A 20,112-nucleotide genomic window follows, 5' to 3' on the forward strand; every position below is an offset into this window, starting at 1 on the left:
AGCGAACCAGACGCCGACGACAATTGGCCAACCTGCCCCCCGCCCTGTGGAAAACGCGCGAGGCGTTCCGCACGGCTACCCTCGGTGCCCATGAGCGACAGGCACATCAGTCAGCACTTCGAGACGCTCGCGATCCACGCGGGCAACACCGCCGATCCCCTGACCGGCGCGGTCGTCCCGCCGATCTATCAGGTGTCGACCTACAAGCAGGACGGCGTCGGCGGCCTGCGCGGCGGCTACGAGTACAGCCGCAGCGCCAACCCGACCCGTACGGCCCTGGAGGAGAACCTCGCCGCCCTGGAGGGCGGCCGTCGCGGTCTCGCGTTCGCGTCCGGACTGGCGGCCGAGGACTGCCTGTTGCGCACGCTGCTGCGCCCCGGCGACCACGTGGTGATCCCCAACGACGCGTACGGCGGGACCTTCCGCCTCTTCGCCAAGGTCGCCACCCGGTGGGGAGTCGAGTGGTCCGTGGCCGACACCGGTGACGCCGCCGCCGTACGGGCCGCCCTCACCCCGAAGACCAAGGCGGTGTGGGTGGAGACGCCCTCCAACCCGCTGCTCGGCATCACCGACATCGCGCAGGTCGCGCAGGTCGCCCGGGACGCCGGCGCCCGGCTCGTCGTCGACAACACCTTCGCCACCCCGTACCTCCAGCAGCCGCTGGCGCTCGGCGCGGACGTCGTCGTGCACTCGCTGACCAAGTACATGGGCGGCCACTCGGACGTGGTCGGCGGCGCGCTGATCGTGGACGACCAGGAGCTGGGCGAGGAGCTGGCCTTCCACCAGAACGCGATGGGCGCGGTCGCCGGGCCCTTCGACTCCTGGCTGGTGCTGCGCGGCACCAAGACCCTGGCGGTGCGCATGGACCGGCACAGCGAGAACGCGACCAAGGTCGCCGAGATGCTCTCCCGGCACGCGCGCGTGACGAGCGTGCTGTACCCGGGGCTGCCCGAGCACCCGGGGCACGAGGTCGCCGCCAAGCAGATGAAGGCGTTCGGCGGCATGGTGTCCTTCCGCGTCGAGGGCGGCGAGCAGGCCGCCGTCGAGGTGTGCAACCGCGCGAAGGTCTTCACGCTCGGCGAGTCCCTGGGCGGCGTCGAGTCGCTGATCGAGCACCCGGGCCGGATGACGCACGCCTCGGCGGCGGGCTCCGCCCTGGAGGTGCCCGCCGACCTGGTGCGGCTGTCGGTCGGCATCGAGAACGTCGACGACCTGCTGGCGGACCTCCAGCAGGCGCTGGGCTAGGCAGGAAGCGGGCTCACCAGCCCTCCCAGCCGGTCACGGGCGGGGTCGTCTCCGAGGGCGGCTCCACCCACGGCCGCGCGGTCAGCGCCCACACCGTGAACGCGACGGCCGCGGCGCCCAGCAGCAGCCACATCAGGCGGCGGGCGGCGGTCCTGCGGCGCAGCATGCGGCCGCCCCGGCGGACGGCCTCGGCACAGAGGTCGGTCGGCACCCGCGGCGGAGACTGCTCCATGAGCTGCCGCGCGGCGGCCTCCCGCCGGGGACGGTTCACCGGTACCTCCCGGTCCGCCGCGCGCGCGTGCCGGTCGGCGCGCCGACCGTCGCGCACGCAGCCGTACGGCTGCTCCGGTCGCGTGCCGGGCCCGTCACGGCGTCGCCGCCTTCGCCTTCGCCGCCACCGGCCGGACTGGTGGCGGCGGGTGCAGCAGGGTGGCCGTCGCGCGGTCGCAGATCGTCCGTACCCGTTCCACGGGCAGGCCCAGCAGCGCGGCCGTCTGCTCCTCGGCGACGCCTTCGTACAGCCGGAGCACCAGGATCAGGCGTTCCTGCGGGGCGAGCGGGCCCAAGGGCCCCGCGGGCCGCCGGCGCGCCCGGCCGAGCACCCCGTACCGGTGCCAGGCCGCACGGGCGAAACGCGTGGCCAGGTACTGGCGGGCGCGGTCGTACGGATCCTCGCCGTGCAGCCGGTCCCAGTACGCGTACGTGTGGGCCAGGCTCAGGGCGAGCAGGCGCCGCGCGCGCGGGTTGGCGTCCGGGGCCTCAGCGGTGAGCAGGGTCGCGGCGTGCAGGAGCCGCCCTGCCGCGCCCGCGACGAACGCCTCGAACTCACGGGCCCGACGGGCGTTGTGGGACGCATGCCGTTCTCGCACCGCGCCTCCCGCCCAGCCGGCGACGACCCCTGACGTCCCATATCAGGCCAGGGCGGCCCACCGGTCAAGGGTTCGGTGCGAACCCCGCTCCGGAAAGCGCGGGAAAGTCCGCGAGGTCTCGCCGCGGTCGTGCCGCGGTCGCGCTCAGGAGCCCGCCGGAGCATCCGTGGGAGCCGCGCCGGAGGGGGCCATACGGGCGGACAGGGCGCCGTTGAAGCGCGCGAGGAGCGCGCAGAACGTCTCGCGCTCCTGCGGCGCCCAGTCGCGCGTCAGTTCGGCCATGAGCTGGCGCCGGGAGGAGCGGACCTCCTCCAGCCGCATCACGCCGCGCGGCGACAGCTGCAGGACGACCGCGCGCCCGTCCTCGGGGTGGGAGGTCCGCTTGACGAGTCCGGTGTCGACGAGCGGGGCCACCTGCCGGGTGACCGTCGAGGAGTCGATCCCCATGCTCGCGGCGAGCGCCTTCACGCCCATCGGGCCCTCGTTGTCGAGGCGGTTGAGCAGCAGGTAGGCGGCGCGGTCCATGGAGTTGCGGACCTGTCCGACCCCGCCGAGCCGGGTCTGTTCGGCACGTCGGGCGAAGAGCGCGACCTCGTGCTGGAGCGTCTCGAGAAGACCGGTGTCACCGGCGGTCGTCATGTCCATCGACATTTCAGGTGTTGTGGGCATGGCCGGGGGCTCACTTCGTGGAGGGCTGCTCATTGGGGGACAGGGTACGCGGCCGGGCGGCAAGGCGTACCGGGGCTGGGCAAAGCGGGTCTCGGAGGTTGGTCACAACGGTGCGGAGCGCCCGGGAACTGCGATGCTGGAGGGTATGAGCCACAGCACACCGTCCCTGGTCGCTCCCGTCACCCTCGACGACGTGCGCGGAGCTCAGAAGATGCTCGCGGGCGTGGCACGGGTGACGGCGATGGAGGGCAGCAGGCACCTGTCCCAGCTGGTCGGCTCCCCGGTGCACCTCAAGTGCGAGAACCTCCAGCGGACCGGTTCGTTCAAGCTCCGCGGCGCCTACGTGCGGATCGCCGGGCTGCTGCCCGAGCAGCGGGCCGCGGGCGTGGTCGCGGCGAGCGCGGGCAACCACGCGCAGGGCGTCGCGCTGGCCTCGTCGCTGCTCGGTGTGCGCTCGACGGTGTTCATGCCGCAGGGGGCGCCGCTGCCCAAGATCAGCGCGACCCGGGACTACGGCGCCGAGGTGAGGCTGCACGGCCAGGTGGTGGACGAGACCCTGGCCGCCGCGCAGGAGTACGCGGAGCGGACCGGCGCGGTCTTCATCCACCCCTTCGACCACCCCGACGTCATCGCGGGCCAGGGCACGGTCGGGCTGGAGATCCTGGAGCAGTGCCCCGAGGTGCGGACCGTCGTGGTGGGCATCGGCGGGGGCGGACTGGCGGCCGGGATCGCGGTCGCGGTGAAGGCGCTGCGGCCGGACGTGCGGATCGTCGGCGTGCAGGCGCAGGGCGCGGCCGCCTACCCGCCCTCGCTGGCCGCGGGGCGCCCGGTCGCCGTCGAGAACCCGGTGACGATGGCCGACGGGATCAAGGTGGGGCGGCCCGGCGACGTGCCGTTCGGGATCGTCGGCCGCCTGGTGGACGAGGTCCGCACGGTCTCCGAGGACGAGTTGTCGACCGCGCTGCTGCTGTGCCTGGAGCGGGCCAAGCTGGTCGTGGAACCGGCCGGGGCGAGCCCGGTGGCGGCGCTGCTGAGCGCGCCGGACACCTTCGAGGGCCCGGTCGTGGCGGTCCTGTCCGGGGGCAACGTGGACCCGGTGCTGATGCAGGGCGTGCTGCGCCACGGCATGGCCGCGCAGGGCCGCTACCTGGCCGTCCGGCTGCGGCTGACGGACCGGCCCGGGGCCCTGGCCACACTGCTCGGGGTGTTGTCGGTGGTCGACGCCAACGTCCTCGACGTGAGCCACGTCCGAACCCATCCGCGGCTCGGGCTCACGGAGGCGGAGGTCGAACTGCACCTGGAGACGAAGGGCCCCGAGCACTGCAACGAGGTCGGCCGCGCGCTGCGGGAAGCGGGATACACCGTCATCGCCTGAGCCCCGCAGGGGCCGGGGCTGGGGCTGGGGAGAGGCAGGGGCAGCCACTCCGTCACTCGTTCGGGGAACTGCATTGTGGAACGCGATACATCGCGTTATGGTGTGTCGTAAATCGCTCGCTGAGCGCGGCGAAACGTACAAACCTAGGCTTTCCGAAGAATCCCCGACGACGTGGAGACTCATATGCCAGGCGCCATCTATGCCGAAGGTCTGGTGAAGACCTTCGGTGACGTAAGGGCTCTGGACGGCGTCGACCTCGACGTTCCCGAGGGCACGGTCCTGGGCCTGCTCGGGCCGAACGGCGCGGGCAAGACCACCGCCGTCCGCTGCCTCACGACCCTGCTGCGCCCCGACAGCGGCAAGGCGGTCGTCGCGGGCCTAGACGTCCTCAGGCAGCCCAACGAGGTTCGCCGTTCCATCGGCCTCTCCGGCCAGTTCGCGGCGGTCGACGAATACCTGACCGGCCGGGAGAACCTGCAGATGGTCGGGCAGCTCTACCAGATGAAGGGCAGGGCCGCGAAGGCCCGCGCCGCCGAGCTGCTCGAACAGTTCCATCTCTCGGACGCCGCCGACCGTCCCACCAAGACCTACTCCGGGGGCATGCGCCGCCGGCTCGACCTGGCGGCGGCCCTGGTCGTCTCGCCGCCCGTCATGTTCATGGACGAGCCCACGACCGGCCTCGACCCCCGCAACCGCCAGGAGCTGTGGGAGGTCATCAAGCAGCTGGTCGCCGGCGGTACGACCCTGCTGCTGACCACGCAGTACCTGGAGGAGGCCGACCACCTCGCGCACGACATCGCGGTCGTCGACCACGGGCGCGTCATCGCCCGCGGCACCTCCGACCAGCTCAAGGCCCGCACCGGGGGAGAGCGCGTCGAGGTCGTCGTCCACGAGCGGGACCGCATAGCGACCGCCTCCGAAGTGCTCGCCGGATTCGGCAAGGGATCCACCACCGTCGAGGAGCACACCCGCAAGCTGACCGTCCCCGTCACCGGGGGCGCCAAGCTGCTCGCCGAGGTCATCCGCGAACTCGACACCAGGGGCATCGAGATCGACGACATCGGCCTGCGCCGCCCCACCCTCGACGACGTCTTCCTTTCCCTCACCGGCCACCTGGCCGAGATGGCGGACGAGGCCAACGGCTCGGCGGACGACGCCGGCCACGAGCAGGAGAAGGAGACCGCCAAGTGAGCGCCGCCACCGACGCCGCGCCGGTCACGGCGCCCGGCAACCCCATCGGCCAGTCCGTCCGGGACTCGCTGGTCATCGCCCGCAGAAACCTGATCCGGATGACCCGGATCCCGGAGATGGTCCTGTTCGGGATCATCCAGCCGGTGATGTTCGTCATCCTGTTCACGTACGTCTTCGGCGGTTCCATCAAGGTCGGCAGCACCACCGACTCGGACGTCTACAAGGACTTCCTGATGGCGGGCATCTTCGCGCAGACCGTCACCTTCGCCACCGCGGGATCGGCGGCCGGCATCGCCGACGACATGCAGAAGGGGCTCGTCGACCGCTTCCGGTCCCTGCCGATGGCGCGAGGCGCGGTGCTGACCGGGCGGACCGTCGCGGACCTGGTGCAGACGTCGATCACCCTGCTCGTCCTGGCGATCGTCGCGCTGCTCGTGGGCTGGCGTACCGGGTCGGCGGAGCCGACCAACATCGGGAGAGTGCTCGCGGGCTTCGGGCTGCTTCTGCTCCTGGGGTACGCCTTCACCTGGATCGGCGCCCTGATCGGCCTCTCCGTTCGGACGCCGGAGGCGGCGACGTCCGGGGGGATCATCTGGCTGTTCCCCGTCACCTTCGTGTCCAACGCCTTCGTCGACCCCACCCAGATGACGCCGTGGCTCCGCCATGTCGCCGAGTGGAACCCGTTCAGTGCGGTCGTCCAGGCGTGCCGCGAGCTGTTCGGGAACCCAGGGGTCGTGCAGTCGGACGCCTGGCCCATGCAGCATCCGGTCTGGGCGACGCTCACCTACTCGATCGTGATCGTCCTGATCTTCAGGACTCTGGCCGTGCGCAAGTACCGCAGAGCAGCCGGCTGACGGCGAGGTCCAGAAGGACGGAGGTCCAGAAGGACGACCGGTCGGCAGGGCGGCAGGACGACGACGAGCCCCGGTGTCGGGGACACCGGGGCTCGTCGGCCGTGGGCGGCGCGTCAGCCGTTGTACGGCTCGGCCTTGAGGATCCTCACCGAGGCGGGCTTGCCGTTGGGCAGCTCGTACTGCGCGTCCTCGCCGACCTTGTGGCCGAGGACACCCGAGCCCAGCGGGGACTGCGGGGAGTAGGTCTCGATGTCCGAGCTCGCGTACTCGCGCGAGGCGAGCAGGAAGGTCAGCGTGTCGTCCTCGTCGCCGTCGAAGGCGATCGTGACGACCATGCCGGGCGCCACCACGCCGTCGGCGGCCGGGGCCTCGCCCACCTTGGCGCTCTCGAGCAGCTGGGTCAGCTGGCGCACGCGGAGCTCCTGCTTGCCCTGCTCCTCCTTCGCCGCGTGGTACCCGCCGTTCTCACGCAGGTCCCCCTCCTCGCGAGCCGCGGCGATCTTGGCAGAGATCTCGGTGCGCGCAGGACCAGTAAGGTATTCAAGCTCCTCCTTGAGCTTGTTGTACGCCTCCTGGGTCAGCCAGGTGACGTTCTCGCTGGTCTGGGTCACGGGTGCTCCTCGTTGGTACTGGGAATACAAATCAACGCCCTACCCAGAAGGATGTTCCTTCACGGAAGGGCGAAACCACGAGCCTAACAATTCAGTGGGCAAAGGGGGAGGACATAAGCCACCAGATTCCTGTCGCCGCAGGTCAGGCGGGAGGTATTGGAGCCAGTGGGCCTCGCCGGATCACTCCGGATCACTCCGGATGGCAGCCGAGCAGCTCCGCCGACGTCCCCGCTGCCTTGGTGCGCAGCGTGACGACCTTGTCGATGCGGGTGTCGTCCCCGGCGAAGCGGAAATCGGCCCGGCCCACCTCGTCGCCGTCCTCGGCCTGGGAGCGCACCGTGCAGTAGCCGGTGACGCCGGCGTCCTTGCGGACCTCCAGGTGCACCTGCACCGAGTCCTCGGCGAGTTCGAAGCCGATCAGCTCGCCGCTGATCTTGTTCTGGCCGACGTAGTGATAGCCGAACCAGCCGATCAGTGCGAGCAGCAGCGCTCCGAGCACGGCGCCGACGACCTTGAGCGTGCGGTCGGCCTGCTCGTCGGAGGAGCGGCCGTAGCGTCCCTGGGGGGTCCGCGTGCTCGCCGTGCTCATGATCGTCCTCTCCGCGGAAGCGGGTCCGGGTTCCCGGGCCGCGGAATTATTCCGCTCCCGATTCGGTCACTATAGAAGCCGCCGATTGCGCCGCTGCACGCCGGGGCGCCGACTGACCGAGGATTTGAGTCTTGACTGACCAGCTGCGACTGATGGCCGTTCACGCCCACCCCGACGACGAGTCGAGCAAGGGCGCGGCCACCATGGCGAAGTACGTGTCCGAGGGGGTGGACGTGCTGGTGGTGACCTGCACGGGCGGGGAACGCGGCTCCATCCTCAACCCGAAGCTCCAGGGGGACGCGTACATCGAGGAGAACATCCACGAGGTGCGCAGGAAGGAGATGGACGAGGCCCGGGAGATCCTGGGCGTCGGGCAGGAGTGGCTCGGCTTCGTCGACTCCGGCCTGCCCGAGGGCGACCCGCTGCCGCCGCTGCCGGAGGGCTGCTTCGCCCTGGAGGACGTCGACAAGGCGGCCGGTGAGCTGGTGCGGAAGATCCGCTCCTTCCGGCCGCAGGTGATCACCACCTACGACGAGAACGGCGGCTACCCGCACCCCGACCACATCATGACCCACAAGATCACGATGGTGGCCTTCGAGGGCGCGGCCGACACCGAGAAGTACCCGGAGGCCGAGTACGGAACCGCGTACCAGCCGCTGAAGGTGTACTACAACCAGGGCTTCAACCGGCCCCGTACCGAGGCCCTGCACAACGCGCTGCTGGAGCGCGGCCTCGAGTCGCCCTACCACGACTGGCTCAAGCGCTGGTCGGAGTTCGAGCGCAAGGAGCGCACCCTCACCACGCACGTGCCCTGCGCGGACTTCTTCGAGATCCGCGACAAGGCGCTGATCGCGCACGCCACGCAGATCGACCCCGACGGGGGCTGGTTCCGGGTGCCGATGGAGATCCAGAAGGAGGTCTGGCCCACCGAGGAGTACGAGCTGGCCAAGTCCCTGGTGGAAACCTCCCTCCCCGAGGACGACCTCTTCGCGGGCATCCGGGACAATGCCTGACATGACTGCAAGCGCAAGCCAGGCAATGACGCACCTCGTCACTCTCGCCGAGCTGGACGAGGACAAGGTCACCCCCGGTGTCCTCGGGTTCATCGTGTTCGCGGTGTTGGCCCTGGCGGTGTGGGGACTGATGAAGTCCATGAACCGGCACATGGGCAAGGTGGACTTCAAGGAGACGGCGGAGCGGGACGCCTCCGGCGGGCCCGAGGCGAAGCCCCAGCGGGGCTAGCCGCCGCGGCGGTCCGGGCTCAGGCCGGTACCGCCACGCCCATCACCTCCCGCGCCTGGCGTCCCGGCACCATGCCCAGACGCCAGGCCTGCCAGCCCGCCTCCAGCTGGACACCGCGCTCCAGCAGGAGCTGGTAGGCGTCCACGTAGTCGTCCAGCTTGGGGTCGCGGGCCACGTGGCGGGCGCGGGACAGCTGGGCCAGCTCCTCCTGCGCCACCGCCGTGCCGATCTCCACCCCGCCGGGAGCGGCGTAGGGCAGCAGCGTGCAGCGCAGGAAGCGGGCCCAGTCCTCGCCGCGCCGGTCGCCGTACCCGGCGAAGAGGGCGGCGGCCTCGTCGCACAGGGCCAGCGCCTGCGGCGTACGCGCGTTGCCCGCGTCCACGACCGCCAGCTCCAGGCACGTCCACGCCTCCCCGTGCCCGACGCCGATGCGCTGGAAGTCGGCGCGCGCGTCGACCAGGAGCTGCCGGGCGAAGCCGGAGTTGCGAAGCGAGCCGGTCTGGGCGGCCCGCTGGTCCCGAGTGACCCGCGCCGAGTGGTGCCGGGCGCAGGCCAGGCCGTACACGTCCCGCATCCGGGAGAACATCGTGCGGGAGCGTTCCAGCTCGCGCACGGACTGGTCGAGGTCGCCGGTCTCCTCCAGCGCCTGGCCCAGGTAGTAGACCGTCCAGGCCTCGCCACGCGCGTCCTCGTTCTCGCGGTGCCGGGCCGCCGCCCGCCGCAGGTCCTCCACCGCCGGTGAGGCGTCGCCGTCCACGAGACGGGCCCGCGCCAGCTGGGTCAGCGCCCAGGCCTCGCCGCGGGCGTCCTGGGTGCGGCCGTACAGCTCCAGGGCCGCCCGCAGGTCCGACTCCGCCGCCGGCACGTCGCCCCTGCGCAGGTGCAGCTGGCCGAGCTGGAAGTGGGCCCACGCCTGGCCGTGCACCGACTCGCCCGCCCGGTGCAGCACCAGCGACTCGGTGAGCAGCTCCAGGGCCTCGGCCAGCCGGGCCCGGTCGCGCTGCACCGCCGCCAGCGCGTGCAGCGTCCAGGCCCGGTCCGTGGCCAGCTCCGGCGCGGCCTGGAGGTCCAGCGCCTCCCGGAGCTTGGCCGCCGCGTCGGTCAGGTTGCCCTGGTGGTGCAGCGTGATCCCCAGCGAGCACAGGGCCCGCGCCGCACCGGCGTCGTGGTGGGCGTCCCGGTACAGGTCGACCACGGAGGCCAGCGTCGTGCGCGCCTTGTCCAGCTCGCCCAGCTGCCGGGCCGCGATACCGGTGCGCCACTGCACCGAGCGCACCAGCAGCCCCTGGTCCACGGACTGCGCCAGCTCGCTGATCTCACCGAGCCGGTACAGGTCGCCGCGCAGCAGGCAGTAGTCGCACAGCGCGCCCAGCAGGTTCAGCACCGCGCCCTGGTCGACGCCCTCCGCGTGTCTGAGCGTCGCCGTGATGAAGCTCGACTCGTCGTCCAGCCAGCGCAGCGCCTCGTCCAGGGAGGTGAAACCGTACTGCCCGAACTGGTTGGAGCGGGTCGACATGTTGCCGTCGACCAGGCGCAGCACGGAGTCGGCCAGCTCGGCGTAGTTGGCGATGAGTCGTTCCTGCGCGGCCGTCCGGTCGGCGGGCTCCTCCTCGTCGGCGAGCCGGGCGCGGGCGAAGGCGCGCACCACGTCGTGCAGGCGGTAGCGGCTGCCCCGGACGTGGTCGATCAGCCCCGCCCGCGACAGCCTCGCCAGCTGCCGGATCGCCTCGGCCTCGTCCGTGGCCAGCAGCGCGGCGGCGGCGGCGGCGCCCAGCGAGGTGCGTCCCGCGAGCGCCAGCCGGCGCAGCAGCCGACGGGCCGGTTCCGGCTGGTCGGTGTAGCGCAGCCACAGTGCCCGCTCGGCCGGCTCCACCGGCCCGTAGGCGCCCAGGTCGGTCGCCAGCGCGCGCGGCGAGCGCGGGCCCAGCGACGATCCGGCGACCCGCAGCGCCAGCGGCAGCCCGCCGCACAAGCGCCGGATCAGCTCGCTCGACTCGGCGTCGTAGGGCCCCGAGGCGTCCTCGGCGGCGGCGCCCAGCAGCTCCTCCGCGCCCGCCGCGTCCAGCTCCTCGACGGGCAGGTCGTAGACCCGGGCGGACAGGTCGGCCGGGAGCCGCAGCGGCTCGCGCGCGGTGACCAGCACCAGGCTGTCCGAGCGCTCCGGCACCAGTGTGCGCACCTGCTCGGGGTCCGAGGCGTCGTCGAGGACGACGGTGACCGGGACGCCCGTCAGATGCTGGTGGTACAGCTCGCTGAGCCGCTTGACCTGCTGGTCCGCGGAGGAGCGCTCCCGGAACAGCAACTGCTCGCGCGGCGCCCCGAGCCGGTTCAGCAGGTGCAGCAGGGCGTCCCGGGTGCTCAGCGGCGACTCGCCGCCCTCCACCGAGCCGCCGGTGCCGGAGCCGCCGGTGCCGGAGCCGCTCGTGCCGGAGCCGCCGGTGCCGGAGCCGCCGGTGCCGGAGCCGCCCGCGGACCCGGCCCCGCGCAGGTCGACCAGGCAGGCCCCGCGGAAGTAGTCCCGCAGCTCGTGGACGGCCCGGACCGCCAGCGTCGTACGGCCGCTGCCGGGCGCCCCGTGCAGCACCACCACCGTCGGCTTGGTCTCCGTGCTCGCGCGGGCCGCCTGCACCCACTGCCGCAGCCGCGCCATCTCCTGCCGCCGCCCCGCGAACACGCCCTCCGGCTCCGGCAGTTGCCCGAACGACTGCTCCAGCGCGCTGCGTCCCCGGGCGGCCGCGCTCTTGTCCGCGCCCCGCAGCTTCGGCCCGGTCTTGGCCGGGCCGGTGGACGCGGCGAGCATCCGCTGCTGGTCGAGGAAGGGCCGGATGCCGCGCACCTCCAGCGCCGTGAGCCACTGCAGCCGCAGCTGCTCGGGCCCGCCGGGCTGGCTGACCGCCCCGGCGCGGTGGTGGGCGGCCGGCACATGGGACCCGACCACCTTGACCACGGTCGCCGCCGCGCCGACGACCCCGACCGTCACTCCCGCGCCCACCGCGGTGCCGGTGCCAGTGCCGAGCGCCACGTCGGCCACCACCGCGGCGAGGGCCGCCACGGCGGCCACCAGCAGGGGAGTGCCGGCGCCCTCGCGGGCGTAGCGCTGGCGGAAGGTGAGCTGCCCGGCCGCGGCCTCGTCGACGGCGCGGGTGTAGGCCTCGTACTCCTCGCCGGCCGTCCCCGCCATCGCGTCCAGCGCCGCGCGGGCCCGGGAGAGCAGTACGTTGCCGTCCGTGCGTCCGCCCGAGCGCCGTACCTCCTCCTCCACGGCCCGCCTGAGCAGCCCTTCGGCCTCCGCCCGATGACTGTCCCGCATGTCGCGCCCCCTCCGGCGGCATCGGTGTCCTGCCGGGGAGACCCGGGCGCCCCGGTGGCCCCAGGCGTCCCAGAGGCCCTCCCGGCCCATCCCCGGGTCCTTCCCCGGTTGGGCGCGAGTCAAGTGTCCCGCTACGGGGAGAACCTGGGGAGGTGCTTCGCACCGGTCCGGAAAGCGGGCGAATCCCCCTCTTGACCGCCGTGACGGCAGCCACTAATTTGCGGGGGAAGCAGACCCATGACTACCGACAGGAGGCGACCGCAGATGTGCACCAACTCTGACCTGAGTCGCCTCGCCCGCCGCACGGTGTGGGTTTCGGGCCGGGTCGCGCACGGCTGCTGACACGCCGTTCCGCCGTGCCCCCGCGTGGCACGTTCCGGTGTCCCCGCGTGGCACATTCCGGTTTTCCCTTTCACTTTCCCCCTTCACGGCATGCCGTTGACGCGTGCCGATCCGCGCCCGCTCGTCTGCCGCGGCGCGTCCGGACTCAGAAAGCTGCCTGAAATTGGCGAACATGATGCATCGACCTGCCCCGAGTCGACCTGTCCCGAGTCGAAATGAAGGTCTGTCATGGTGACGGCACGGATCACGGTCAACGGAGAAGAAACACCGATCGCACCGGCCCCGCCGCACACCACGGTGCTCGACTTCCTGCGCGAGCGCGGCCTCACCGGCACCAAGGAGGGCTGCGCGGAGGGCGAGTGCGGCGCCTGCTCGGTCCTGGTGGCCCGCCCCGGCGTGCACAAGCCCACCGACTGGGTGCCGGTCAACGCCTGCCTGGTCCCCGTCGCCGCGCTCGACGGCCAGGAGGTCGTCACCTCCGAGGGCCTCGCCACCGCCGGGACACCCGGAACCCCGCCCGTCCTGCACCCCGTGCAGGAGGAGATGGCGGTCCGCGGCGGCTCCCAGTGCGGCTACTGCACGCCGGGATTCGTGTGCAGCATGGCGGCCGAGTACTACCGGCCCGACCGCTGCGCCTCCGCGGACCGGGGCTCGCACCCGGACCGGGTCCGGGATGCGGCCGAGGACGCCGCCGGCGTCGCCGTTACCGACGCCGAGCACGGCCCGAACGGCTTCGACCTGCACGCGCTCAGCGGCAACCTGTGCCGCTGCACCGGCTACCGTCCCATCCGCGACGCCGCCTTCGCCGTCGGCGCGCCCACCGACGAGGACCCGCTGGCCCGGCGCCGCGAGCAGGACCCGCCCGCCCCGGTCGCCACCGAGTACCGCCGGGACGACAGCGCCTTCCTGCGCAGGAGCACCCTGGCCGAGACCCTGCGGCTGCTGCGCGAGCGGCCCGAGGCGGTGGTGGTCGCGGGCAGCACCGACTGGGGTGTCGAGGTCAACATCCGCTCCCGGCGCGCCGATTGCGTGGTGGCCGTCGACCGGCTGCCCGAACTGCGGGACCTGCGCGTCGAGTCCGACCACATCGAGATCGGGTCGGCGCTGACGCTCACCGAGATCGAACGCCGCCTGGACGGCACCGTTCCGCTGCTGGCACAGCTGTTCCCGCAGTTCGCGTCCCGGCTGATCCGCAACGGCGCGACCCTCGGCGGCAACCTGGGCACCGGCTCGCCCATCGGCGACAGCCCGCCGGTGCTGCTCGCGCTGGAGGCGTCGCTGCTGCTCGCCGACGCCGACGGGGAGCGCGAGGTCCCGCTGGCCGACTACTTCACCGGCTACCGGCAGAGCGTGCGCCGTCCCGGCGAGCTGATCCGCGCCGTGCGCCTGCCGCTGCCGCTGGCGCCGGTCACCGCCTTCCACAAGATCGCCAAACGGCGCTTCGACGACATCTCCAGCGTGGCGGTCGCCTTCGCGCTCGACGTCGAGGGCGGGACCGTCCGCAAGGCGCGCATCGGGCTCGGCGGCGTGGCCGCCACCCCGGTCCGCGCGCTCGCCACCGAGGCCGCCCTGGAGGGACGGCCGTGGACCACCGGGACCGCCGAGGCCGCGGCCGAGGTGCTGCGGGGCGAGGGCACGCCGATGAGCGACCACCGGGCCAGCGCCGGCTACCGTTCCGCGATGCTCGGCCAGAGCCTGCTGAAGCTGTACGCACAGACCACCGAGGCGGTGCCGTCATGAGCCACCTGTCCGAGCGTCCCGAGAAGGCCGTCGTCGGCGTCCCGATGCCGCACGAGAGCGCCGTCCAGCACGTCACCGGCACCGCGCTGTACACCGACGACCTGGTCCAGCGCACCAAGGACGTGCTGCACGCCTACCCGGTCCAGGTCATGAAGGCCCGCGCGAAGGTCACCGCACTGCGCACCGGGCCCGCCCTCGCGGTGCCCGGCGTGGTGCGGGTGCTGACCGGTGCCGACGTGCCCGGCGTCAACGACGCCGGCATGAAGCACGACGAACCGCTCTTCCCCGACGAGGTCATGTTCCACGGCCACGCCGTCGCCTGGGTGCTCGGCGAGAGTCTGGAGGCGGCCAGGATCGGCGCGGCGGCCGTGGAGGTGGACCTGGAGGAGCTGCCCTCCGTGATCACGCTCCAGGACGCCGTCGCGGCGGACAGCTACCACGGCGCCCGCCCCGTCATGACCCACGGCGACGTCGACGCGGGCTTCGCCGACTCCGCCCACGTGTTCACCGGCGAGTTCCAGTTCTCCGGGCAGGAGCACTTCTACCTGGAGACGCACGCGGCGCTGGCCCAGGTCGACGAGAACGGGCAGGTGTTCGTCCAGAGCAGCACCCAGCACCCGTCCGAGACCCAGGAGATCGTCGCGCACGTGCTCGGCGTGCCCGCCCACGAGGTGACCGTGCAGTGCCTGCGCATGGGCGGCGGCTTCGGCGGCAAGGAGATGCAGCCGCACGGGTTCGCGGCCGTCGCCGCGCTCGGCGCCAAACTGACCGGCCGGCCGGTGCGGTTCCGGCTCAACCGGACCCAGGACCTCACCATGTCCGGCAAGCGGCACGGGTTCCACGCCACCTGGAAGATCGGCTTCGACACCGAGGGCCGCATCCAGGCCCTCGACGCCACGCTCACCGCGGACGGCGGCTGGAGCCTGGACCTGTCCGAACCGGTGCTCGCCCGCGCGCTGTGCCACATCGACAACACGTACTGGATCCCCCACGCCCGCGTCGCCGGGCGCATCGCCAGGACCAACACGGTCTCCAACACCGCCTTCCGCGGCTTCGGCGGACCGCAGGGCATGCTGGTGATCGAGGACATCCTGGGCCGCTGCGCGCCGAGGCTCGGCCTGGACCCCAAGGAGTTGCGGGAGCGCAACTTCTACCGGCCGGGCCAGGGCCAGACGACCCCCTACGGGCAGCCGGTCACCCAGCCCGAGCGGATCGCCGCCGTCTGGCAGCAGGTCCAGGACAACGGCCGCGTCGCCGACCGCGAGCGCGAGATCGCCGCCTTCAACGCCGCGCACCCGCACACCAAGCGGGCCCTCGCGGTCACCGGGGTGAAGTTCGGCATCTCGTTCAACCTCACCGCCTTCAACCAGGGCGGCGCGCTGGTGCTGATCTACAAGGACGGCTCCGTCCTGATCAACCACGGCGGCACCGAGATGGGCCAGGGCCTGCACACCAAGATGCTCCAGGTGGCCGCGACCACCCTGGGCATCCCGCTGCACAAGGTCCGCCTCGCCCCGACCCGGACGGACAAGGTGCCCAACACCTCCGCCACCGCGGCCAGTTCCGGAGCGGACCTGAACGGCGGGGCGGTGAAGAACGCCTGCGAGCAACTGCGCGAGCGGCTGCTGCGGGTGGCCGCGAGCCAACTCGGCTGCAACGCCGCGGACGTGCGCATCGTCGAGGGCGTCGCACGCACCCTGGGCAGCGACCAGGAGCTGGCCTGGGACGACCTGGTGCGCACCGCGTACTTCCAGCGGGTCCAGCTCTCGGCGGCCGGCTACTACCGGACCGAGGGGCTGCACTGGGACGCCGAGACCTTCCGGGGATCGCCGTTCAAGTACTTCGCGATCGGCGCCGCCGCGACCGAGGTGGAGGTGGACGGCTTCACCGGCGCCTACCGCATCCGGCGGGTGGACATCGTGCACGACGTCGGCGACAGCCTGTCCCCGCTGATCGACATCGGCCAGGTCGAGGGCGGGTTCGTGCAGGGCGCAGGCTGGCTGACGCTGGAGGACCTGCGCTGGGACACCGGCGACGGCCCGCACCGCGGGCGCCTGCTCACCCAGGCGGCGAGCACGTACAAGCTGCCGAGCTTCTCCGAGATGCCCGAGGAGTTCAACGTCACCCTCCTGGAGAACGCCACCGAAGAGGGCGCGGTCTTCGGGTCCAAGGCGGTCGGCGAGCCCCCGCTGATGCTGGCGTTCTCGGTGCGCGAGGCGCTGCGGCAGGCTGCCGCCGCGTTCGGGCCGCGGGGGACCGCCGTCGAGCTGGCCTCGCCCGCCACGCCGGAGGCGGTGTACTGGGCGATCGAGTCGGCCCGCCAGGTGGGCGCCGCCGGGCACGGCCGCGCCCGCGACACGGCGGCCCCCGACGGCAGCGCGGCCCGCACCGGCGTGGAAGCGCTGAGCGGTGCCTGACATGACGTGGGTCGCCGCGGTCGCGCGGTTGCGGGCCCGCCGGGAGCCCGGCGTGCTGGTGACCGTCGCGACCGTGCGCGGCCACGCCCCGCGCGACGCCGGCGCCAAGCTCGTCGTGGGACGCACCGGGACGTGGGGCTCCATCGGCGGCGGCAACGTCGAGGCCGTCGCCGTCGACCGGGCCCGGGAGATGATCGCCGCGGCCGAGGCGCGACCGGAGCTGCTCGACTTCGCCCTGAACGACAAGGTCACCAACCGGCACGGCGTGCAGTGCTGCGGCGGCACCGTCTCGGTGCTGCTCGAACCGCTGCCGGTGGTCCGGGCGGTGGCGGTCTTCGGCGTCGGCCACGTCGGTCTGGAACTGGCGCGCATCCTGGCCCGCCAGGACCTCGACCTCCACCTGGTCGACAGCCGCGCCGACCTCCTGAGCGAGGAGCGCCTCGACGTGCTGGCGGACGCGGTGGCGCAGGTGCACACGCACCACACGCCGCTGCTGCCGGAGGAGGTGCTGGCCGAGCTGCCGCCCGGCACCCACGTCCTGATCATGACCCATGACCACGCCGAGGACGCCGCCCTGTGCGACGCGGCCCTGCGCACGGACCACCTCGGGTCCATCGGCCTGATCGGCTCGGCCGCCAAGTGGGCGCGGTTCCGGGGGCGCCTGGCCACCGAGGGCGGCCACGAGGACGCCGCCATCGACCGGATCAAGACCCCGATCGGGCTGGCCGACATCACCGGCAAGGAGCCCGCGACCATCGCCGTGAGCGTCGCGGCCGACCTGCTGCGCACCTTCGAGGCCGCGGGGGACTGACGCCCGGCGGGGCGGTGCCCGACCTCGTACGAATCTACGAAGTGTCGTTCGCGGTCGGTCCGTAGTTCATGTTTTCGGCCCCTGGCCGGGTCGCGGCGGCGAGCGGTGTACTGCTCCTACGCATCCTCCCCCGCGAAGCGCACCGGCCCGCACGCCGTACTCCCGCACGCTGCCCGCCCAAGAAGGAGCACGCATGACGACCGACACCCTCGAGACCGGCATCCGCGAGTCCGAGCGCGCCTGGATGGACAAGGCCATCGAGCTGGCCACCACCAGCGTCCGCGAGGGAGGCGGCCCGTTCGGCGCCCTGATCGCCAACGGCGGCGACATCGTCGCCCTCGGCAGCAACCAGGTCACCGCCGGCCTCGACCCCACCGCGCACGCCGAGGTCAGCGCCATCCGCGCGGCCTGCAAGACGCTCGGCACGTTCAGCCTGGAGGGCTGCACCCTCGTCACCTCCTGCGAACCCTGCCCGATGTGCCTCTCCTCGGCCCTGTGGGCCCGCGTCGACCGCCTCGTCTTCTGCGCCGACCGCCACGACGCCGCCGTGGCCGGTTTCGACGACCGCACGTTCTACGACCTGTTCGAGAAGCGGCCGCAGGCCGACTGGCCCATGACCGTGGAACACCTCGACCTGCCCCACCGCACCCAGCCGTTCGACGCCTGGATCGCCAAGTCCGACCGCGTCGACTACTGAGAACAGGCCACTGAGGCACTCCGGCCGCCCCGTCCCCGCGCCCCTGACCCGTGGCGTTCGGACGGGGCGGCGGCACGTGCGCGAGGATGGGGGCATGCCCAACCGACTTGCGCAGGCGACGTCCCCCTACCTCCTCCAGCACGCGGAGAACCCGGTCGACTGGTGGCCGTGGGAGGCCGAGGCATTCGAAGAAGCCCGGCGGCGCGGCGTCCCCGTCCTGCTGAGCGTCGGCTACAGCGCGTGCCACTGGTGCCACGTCATGGCGCACGAGTCGTTCGAGGACGAGGCCACCGCCCAGTACCTCAACTCGCACTTCGTGAGCGTCAAGGTCGACCGCGAGGAGCGCCCCGACATCGACGCCGTCTACATGGAGGCCGTGCAGGCGGCGACCGGACAGGGCGGCTGGCCGATGACCGTGTTCCTCACGCCCGACGCGGAGCCCTTCTACTTCGGCACCTACTTCCCGCCCGAGCCCCGGCACGGCATGCCCTCCTTCCGCCAGGTGCTCCAGGGCGTCCAGCAGGCGTGGGCCGAGCGGCGCGACGAGGTCGACGAGGTCGCCGGGAAGATCGTCCGGGACCTCGCCGGGCGGGAGATCTCCTACGGCGACGCCCAGGCACCGGGCGAGGAGCAGCTCGGGCAGGCACTGCTCGGACTCACCCGGGAGTACGACGCGCGGCGCGGCGGGTTCGGCGGGGCGCCGAAGTTCCCGCCGTCCATGGTGATCGAGTTCCTGCTGCGCCACCACGCCCGCACCGGAGCCGAGGGCGCCCTCCAGATGGCGGCGGACACCTGCGAGCGGATGGCCCGCGGCGGCATCTACGACCAGCTCGGCGGCGGCTTCGCCCGCTACTCCGTGGACCGCGAGTGGGTCGTGCCGCACTTCGAGAAGATGCTGTACGACAACGCGCTGCTGTGCCGCGTGTACGCCCACCTGTGGCGGGCCACCGGCTCGGACCTGGCCCGCCGGGTCGCGCTGGAGACCGCCGACTTCATGGTGCGGGAACTGCGCACCGCTGAGGGCGGGTTCGCCTCCGCGCTGGACGCGGACAGCGACGACGGCACGGGCCGGCACGTCGAGGGCGCGTACTACGTGTGGACGCCCGCCCAGCTCACCGAGGTGCTCGGGGCCGACGACGCGGAACTGGCCGCGCAGTACTTCGGCGTCACCCAGGAGGGCACCTTCGAGCACGGGGCCTCCGTGCTGCAACTGCCGCAGCAGGAGGGCGTCTTCGACGCCGCGCGGATCGCGTCGGTCCGGGAGCGGCTGCTCGCCGCCCGGGACGGGCGCCCCGCCCCGGGCCGGGACGACAAGGTGGTCGCCGCCTGGAACGGCCTGGCGATCGCCGCGCTCGCCGAGACCGGCGCCTACTTCGACCGCCCCGACCTGGTCGAGGCCGCCGTCGCCGCCGCCGACCTGCTGGTGCGGCTGCACCTCGACGAGCAGGTCCGGCTCACCCGCACCAGCAAGGACGGCCGGGCCGGTGCCAACGCCGGGGTGCTGGAGGACTACGCCGACGTGGCCGAGGGCTTCCTCGCGCTGGCCTCGGTCACCGGGGAGGGCGTCTGGCTGGACTTCGCCGGGTTCCTGCTCGACCACGTCCTCACCCGCTTCATGGACGAGTCGGGCTCGCTGTACGACACCGCCGCCGACGCCGAGCACCTGATCCGCCGCCCGCAGGACCCCACCGACAACGCCACCCCGTCCGGCTGGAGCGCCGCCGCGGGCGCCCTGCTCTCCTACGCCGCCCACACCGGCTCGGCGCCCCACCGCACCGCCGCCGAACGCGCCCTCGGCGTGGTCAAGGCGCTCGGCCCGCGCGTCCCGCGCTTCATCGGCTGGGGGCTGGCGGCAGCCGAGGCGCTGCTCGACGGCCCGCGCGAGGTCGCCGTCGTCGCGGCGGAGCCGGCCGACCCGGCGGCGCGCGGGCTGCACCGCACGGCGCTGCTCGGCACCGCGCCCGGAGCGGTCGTCGCCTTCGGCACCGAGGGGAGCGAGGAGTTCCCACTGCTCGCCGACCGGCCCCTGGTGGGCGGGGCCGCGGCGGCGTACGTCTGCCAAAACTTCACCTGCGACGCCCCCACCACCGACCCGGAGCGGCTGCGGGCGGCGCTGGGCGTCGCCGCCCCGCGCGGCTGAGGCGGCGCGA

General features: G+C 72.8%; 17 protein-coding genes. 11 read left to right on the forward strand and 6 right to left on the reverse strand.

Going from position 1 to position 20,112, the window contains the following annotated elements; genetic code table 11:
* Positions 1 to 90 precede the first annotated feature (90 nt).
* Entirely contained in the window at positions 91 to 1,245 is a 1,155-nt protein-coding gene (locus IE94_RS0102550) for a cystathionine gamma-synthase (RefSeq protein WP_030145690.1), read from the forward strand.
* 13 nt (positions 1,246 to 1,258) lie between these two features.
* On the opposite strand, the gene IE94_RS0102555 is transcribed toward IE94_RS0102550, so the two are convergent.
* The 3 genes from IE94_RS0102555 to IE94_RS0102565 all read right to left on the reverse strand — a co-directional run bounded on the left by IE94_RS0102555 (position 1,259) and on the right by IE94_RS0102565 (position 2,759).
* On the reverse strand, positions 1,259 to 1,516 hold the full coding sequence (locus tag IE94_RS0102555; protein ID WP_030145691.1) for a hypothetical protein: 258 nt from the start codon (positions 1,514 to 1,516) through the stop codon (positions 1,259 to 1,261).
* Positions 1,517 to 1,610: 94 nt separating this feature from the next.
* Positions 1,611 to 2,114: a sigma factor-like helix-turn-helix DNA-binding protein gene (locus IE94_RS0102560; RefSeq protein WP_030145692.1), complete on the reverse strand. Its 504-nt coding sequence runs from the start codon at positions 2,112 to 2,114 to the stop codon at positions 1,611 to 1,613.
* A gap of 144 nt (positions 2,115 to 2,258) precedes the next feature.
* On the reverse strand, positions 2,259 to 2,759 hold the full coding sequence (locus IE94_RS0102565; protein ID WP_030145693.1) for a MarR family winged helix-turn-helix transcriptional regulator: 501 nt from the start codon (positions 2,757 to 2,759) through the stop codon (positions 2,259 to 2,261).
* A gap of 169 nt (positions 2,760 to 2,928) precedes the next feature.
* Here IE94_RS0102565 and ilvA point away from each other — a divergent pair, with 169 nt between their 5' ends.
* The 3 genes from ilvA to IE94_RS0102580 all read left to right on the forward strand — a co-directional run bounded on the left by ilvA (position 2,929) and on the right by IE94_RS0102580 (position 6,203).
* Positions 2,929 to 4,158: a threonine ammonia-lyase gene (gene ilvA / locus IE94_RS0102570; RefSeq protein WP_030145694.1), complete on the forward strand. Its 1,230-nt coding sequence runs from the start codon at positions 2,929 to 2,931 to the stop codon at positions 4,156 to 4,158.
* A 183-nt stretch (positions 4,159 to 4,341) separates the two neighbouring features.
* On the forward strand, positions 4,342 to 5,349 hold the full coding sequence (locus IE94_RS0102575; RefSeq protein ID WP_030145695.1) for a daunorubicin resistance protein DrrA family ABC transporter ATP-binding protein: 1,008 nt from the start codon (positions 4,342 to 4,344) through the stop codon (positions 5,347 to 5,349).
* Positions 5,346 to 6,203, forward strand: a complete 858-nt coding sequence (locus tag IE94_RS0102580; RefSeq protein WP_030145696.1) for an ABC transporter permease — start codon at positions 5,346 to 5,348, stop codon at positions 6,201 to 6,203. Before IE94_RS0102575 ends, IE94_RS0102580 begins: the two co-directional genes overlap by 4 nt.
* A gap of 113 nt (positions 6,204 to 6,316) precedes the next feature.
* Here the strand turns inward: IE94_RS0102580 and greA are convergent, their stop codons facing one another.
* On the reverse strand, positions 6,317 to 6,814 hold the full coding sequence (gene greA, locus IE94_RS0102585) for a transcription elongation factor GreA (RefSeq protein ID WP_030145697.1): 498 nt from the start codon (positions 6,812 to 6,814) through the stop codon (positions 6,317 to 6,319).
* A gap of 190 nt (positions 6,815 to 7,004) precedes the next feature.
* Positions 7,005 to 7,403, reverse strand: a complete 399-nt coding sequence (locus tag IE94_RS0102590; protein ID WP_030145698.1) for a DUF4307 domain-containing protein — start codon at positions 7,401 to 7,403, stop codon at positions 7,005 to 7,007.
* Between the two features lie 152 nt (positions 7,404 to 7,555).
* Between IE94_RS0102590 and mca the strand changes: the two genes are divergently transcribed.
* Both mca and IE94_RS0102600 read left to right on the forward strand, forming a co-directional pair.
* A complete protein-coding gene (gene mca / locus IE94_RS0102595; RefSeq protein WP_030145699.1) occupies positions 7,556 to 8,416 on the forward strand; it encodes a mycothiol conjugate amidase Mca in 861 nt (286 codons plus the stop codon).
* Between the two features lies 1 nt (position 8,417).
* Positions 8,418 to 8,645, forward strand: a complete 228-nt coding sequence (locus IE94_RS0102600; protein ID WP_030145700.1) for a hypothetical protein — start codon at positions 8,418 to 8,420, stop codon at positions 8,643 to 8,645.
* A gap of 19 nt (positions 8,646 to 8,664) precedes the next feature.
* Here the strand turns inward: IE94_RS0102600 and IE94_RS0102605 are convergent, their stop codons facing one another.
* Positions 8,665 to 11,955, reverse strand: a complete 3,291-nt coding sequence (locus IE94_RS0102605; protein ID WP_030145701.1) for a tetratricopeptide repeat protein — start codon at positions 11,953 to 11,955, stop codon at positions 8,665 to 8,667.
* 570 nt (positions 11,956 to 12,525) lie between these two features.
* Here IE94_RS0102605 and IE94_RS0102610 point away from each other — a divergent pair.
* From IE94_RS0102610 to IE94_RS0102630, 5 genes are all read left to right on the forward strand, one after another.
* Positions 12,526 to 14,037, forward strand: coding sequence for a xanthine dehydrogenase small subunit (locus IE94_RS0102610; RefSeq protein ID WP_030145702.1), 1,512 nt, complete (start codon positions 12,526 to 12,528; stop codon positions 14,035 to 14,037).
* On the forward strand, positions 14,034 to 16,454 hold the full coding sequence (xdhB, locus tag IE94_RS0102615) for a xanthine dehydrogenase molybdopterin binding subunit (protein ID WP_030145703.1): 2,421 nt from the start codon (positions 14,034 to 14,036) through the stop codon (positions 16,452 to 16,454). Before IE94_RS0102610 ends, xdhB begins: the two co-directional genes overlap by 4 nt.
* A gap of 1 nt (position 16,455) precedes the next feature.
* Positions 16,456 to 17,265 (forward strand): xanthine dehydrogenase accessory protein XdhC, encoded by an 810-nt coding sequence (gene xdhC / locus IE94_RS0102620; protein WP_030145704.1) that lies wholly within the window; start codon positions 16,456 to 16,458, stop codon positions 17,263 to 17,265.
* A 193-nt stretch (positions 17,266 to 17,458) separates the two neighbouring features.
* Positions 17,459 to 17,962: a nucleoside deaminase gene (locus IE94_RS0102625; protein WP_030145705.1), complete on the forward strand. Its 504-nt coding sequence runs from the start codon at positions 17,459 to 17,461 to the stop codon at positions 17,960 to 17,962.
* Positions 17,963 to 18,056: 94 nt separating this feature from the next.
* The gene (locus tag IE94_RS0102630; RefSeq protein WP_030145706.1) at positions 18,057 to 20,102 is read left to right on the forward strand and encodes a thioredoxin domain-containing protein; all 2,046 of its coding nucleotides are present in this window, start codon (positions 18,057 to 18,059) and stop codon (positions 20,100 to 20,102) included.
* The last annotated feature ends 10 nt before the right edge of the window (positions 20,103 to 20,112 follow it).

The sequence above is a fragment of the Streptomyces violaceorubidus genome (assembly GCF_000717995.1).
Classification (GTDB): domain Bacteria; phylum Actinomycetota; class Actinomycetes; order Streptomycetales; family Streptomycetaceae; genus Streptomyces; species Streptomyces violaceorubidus.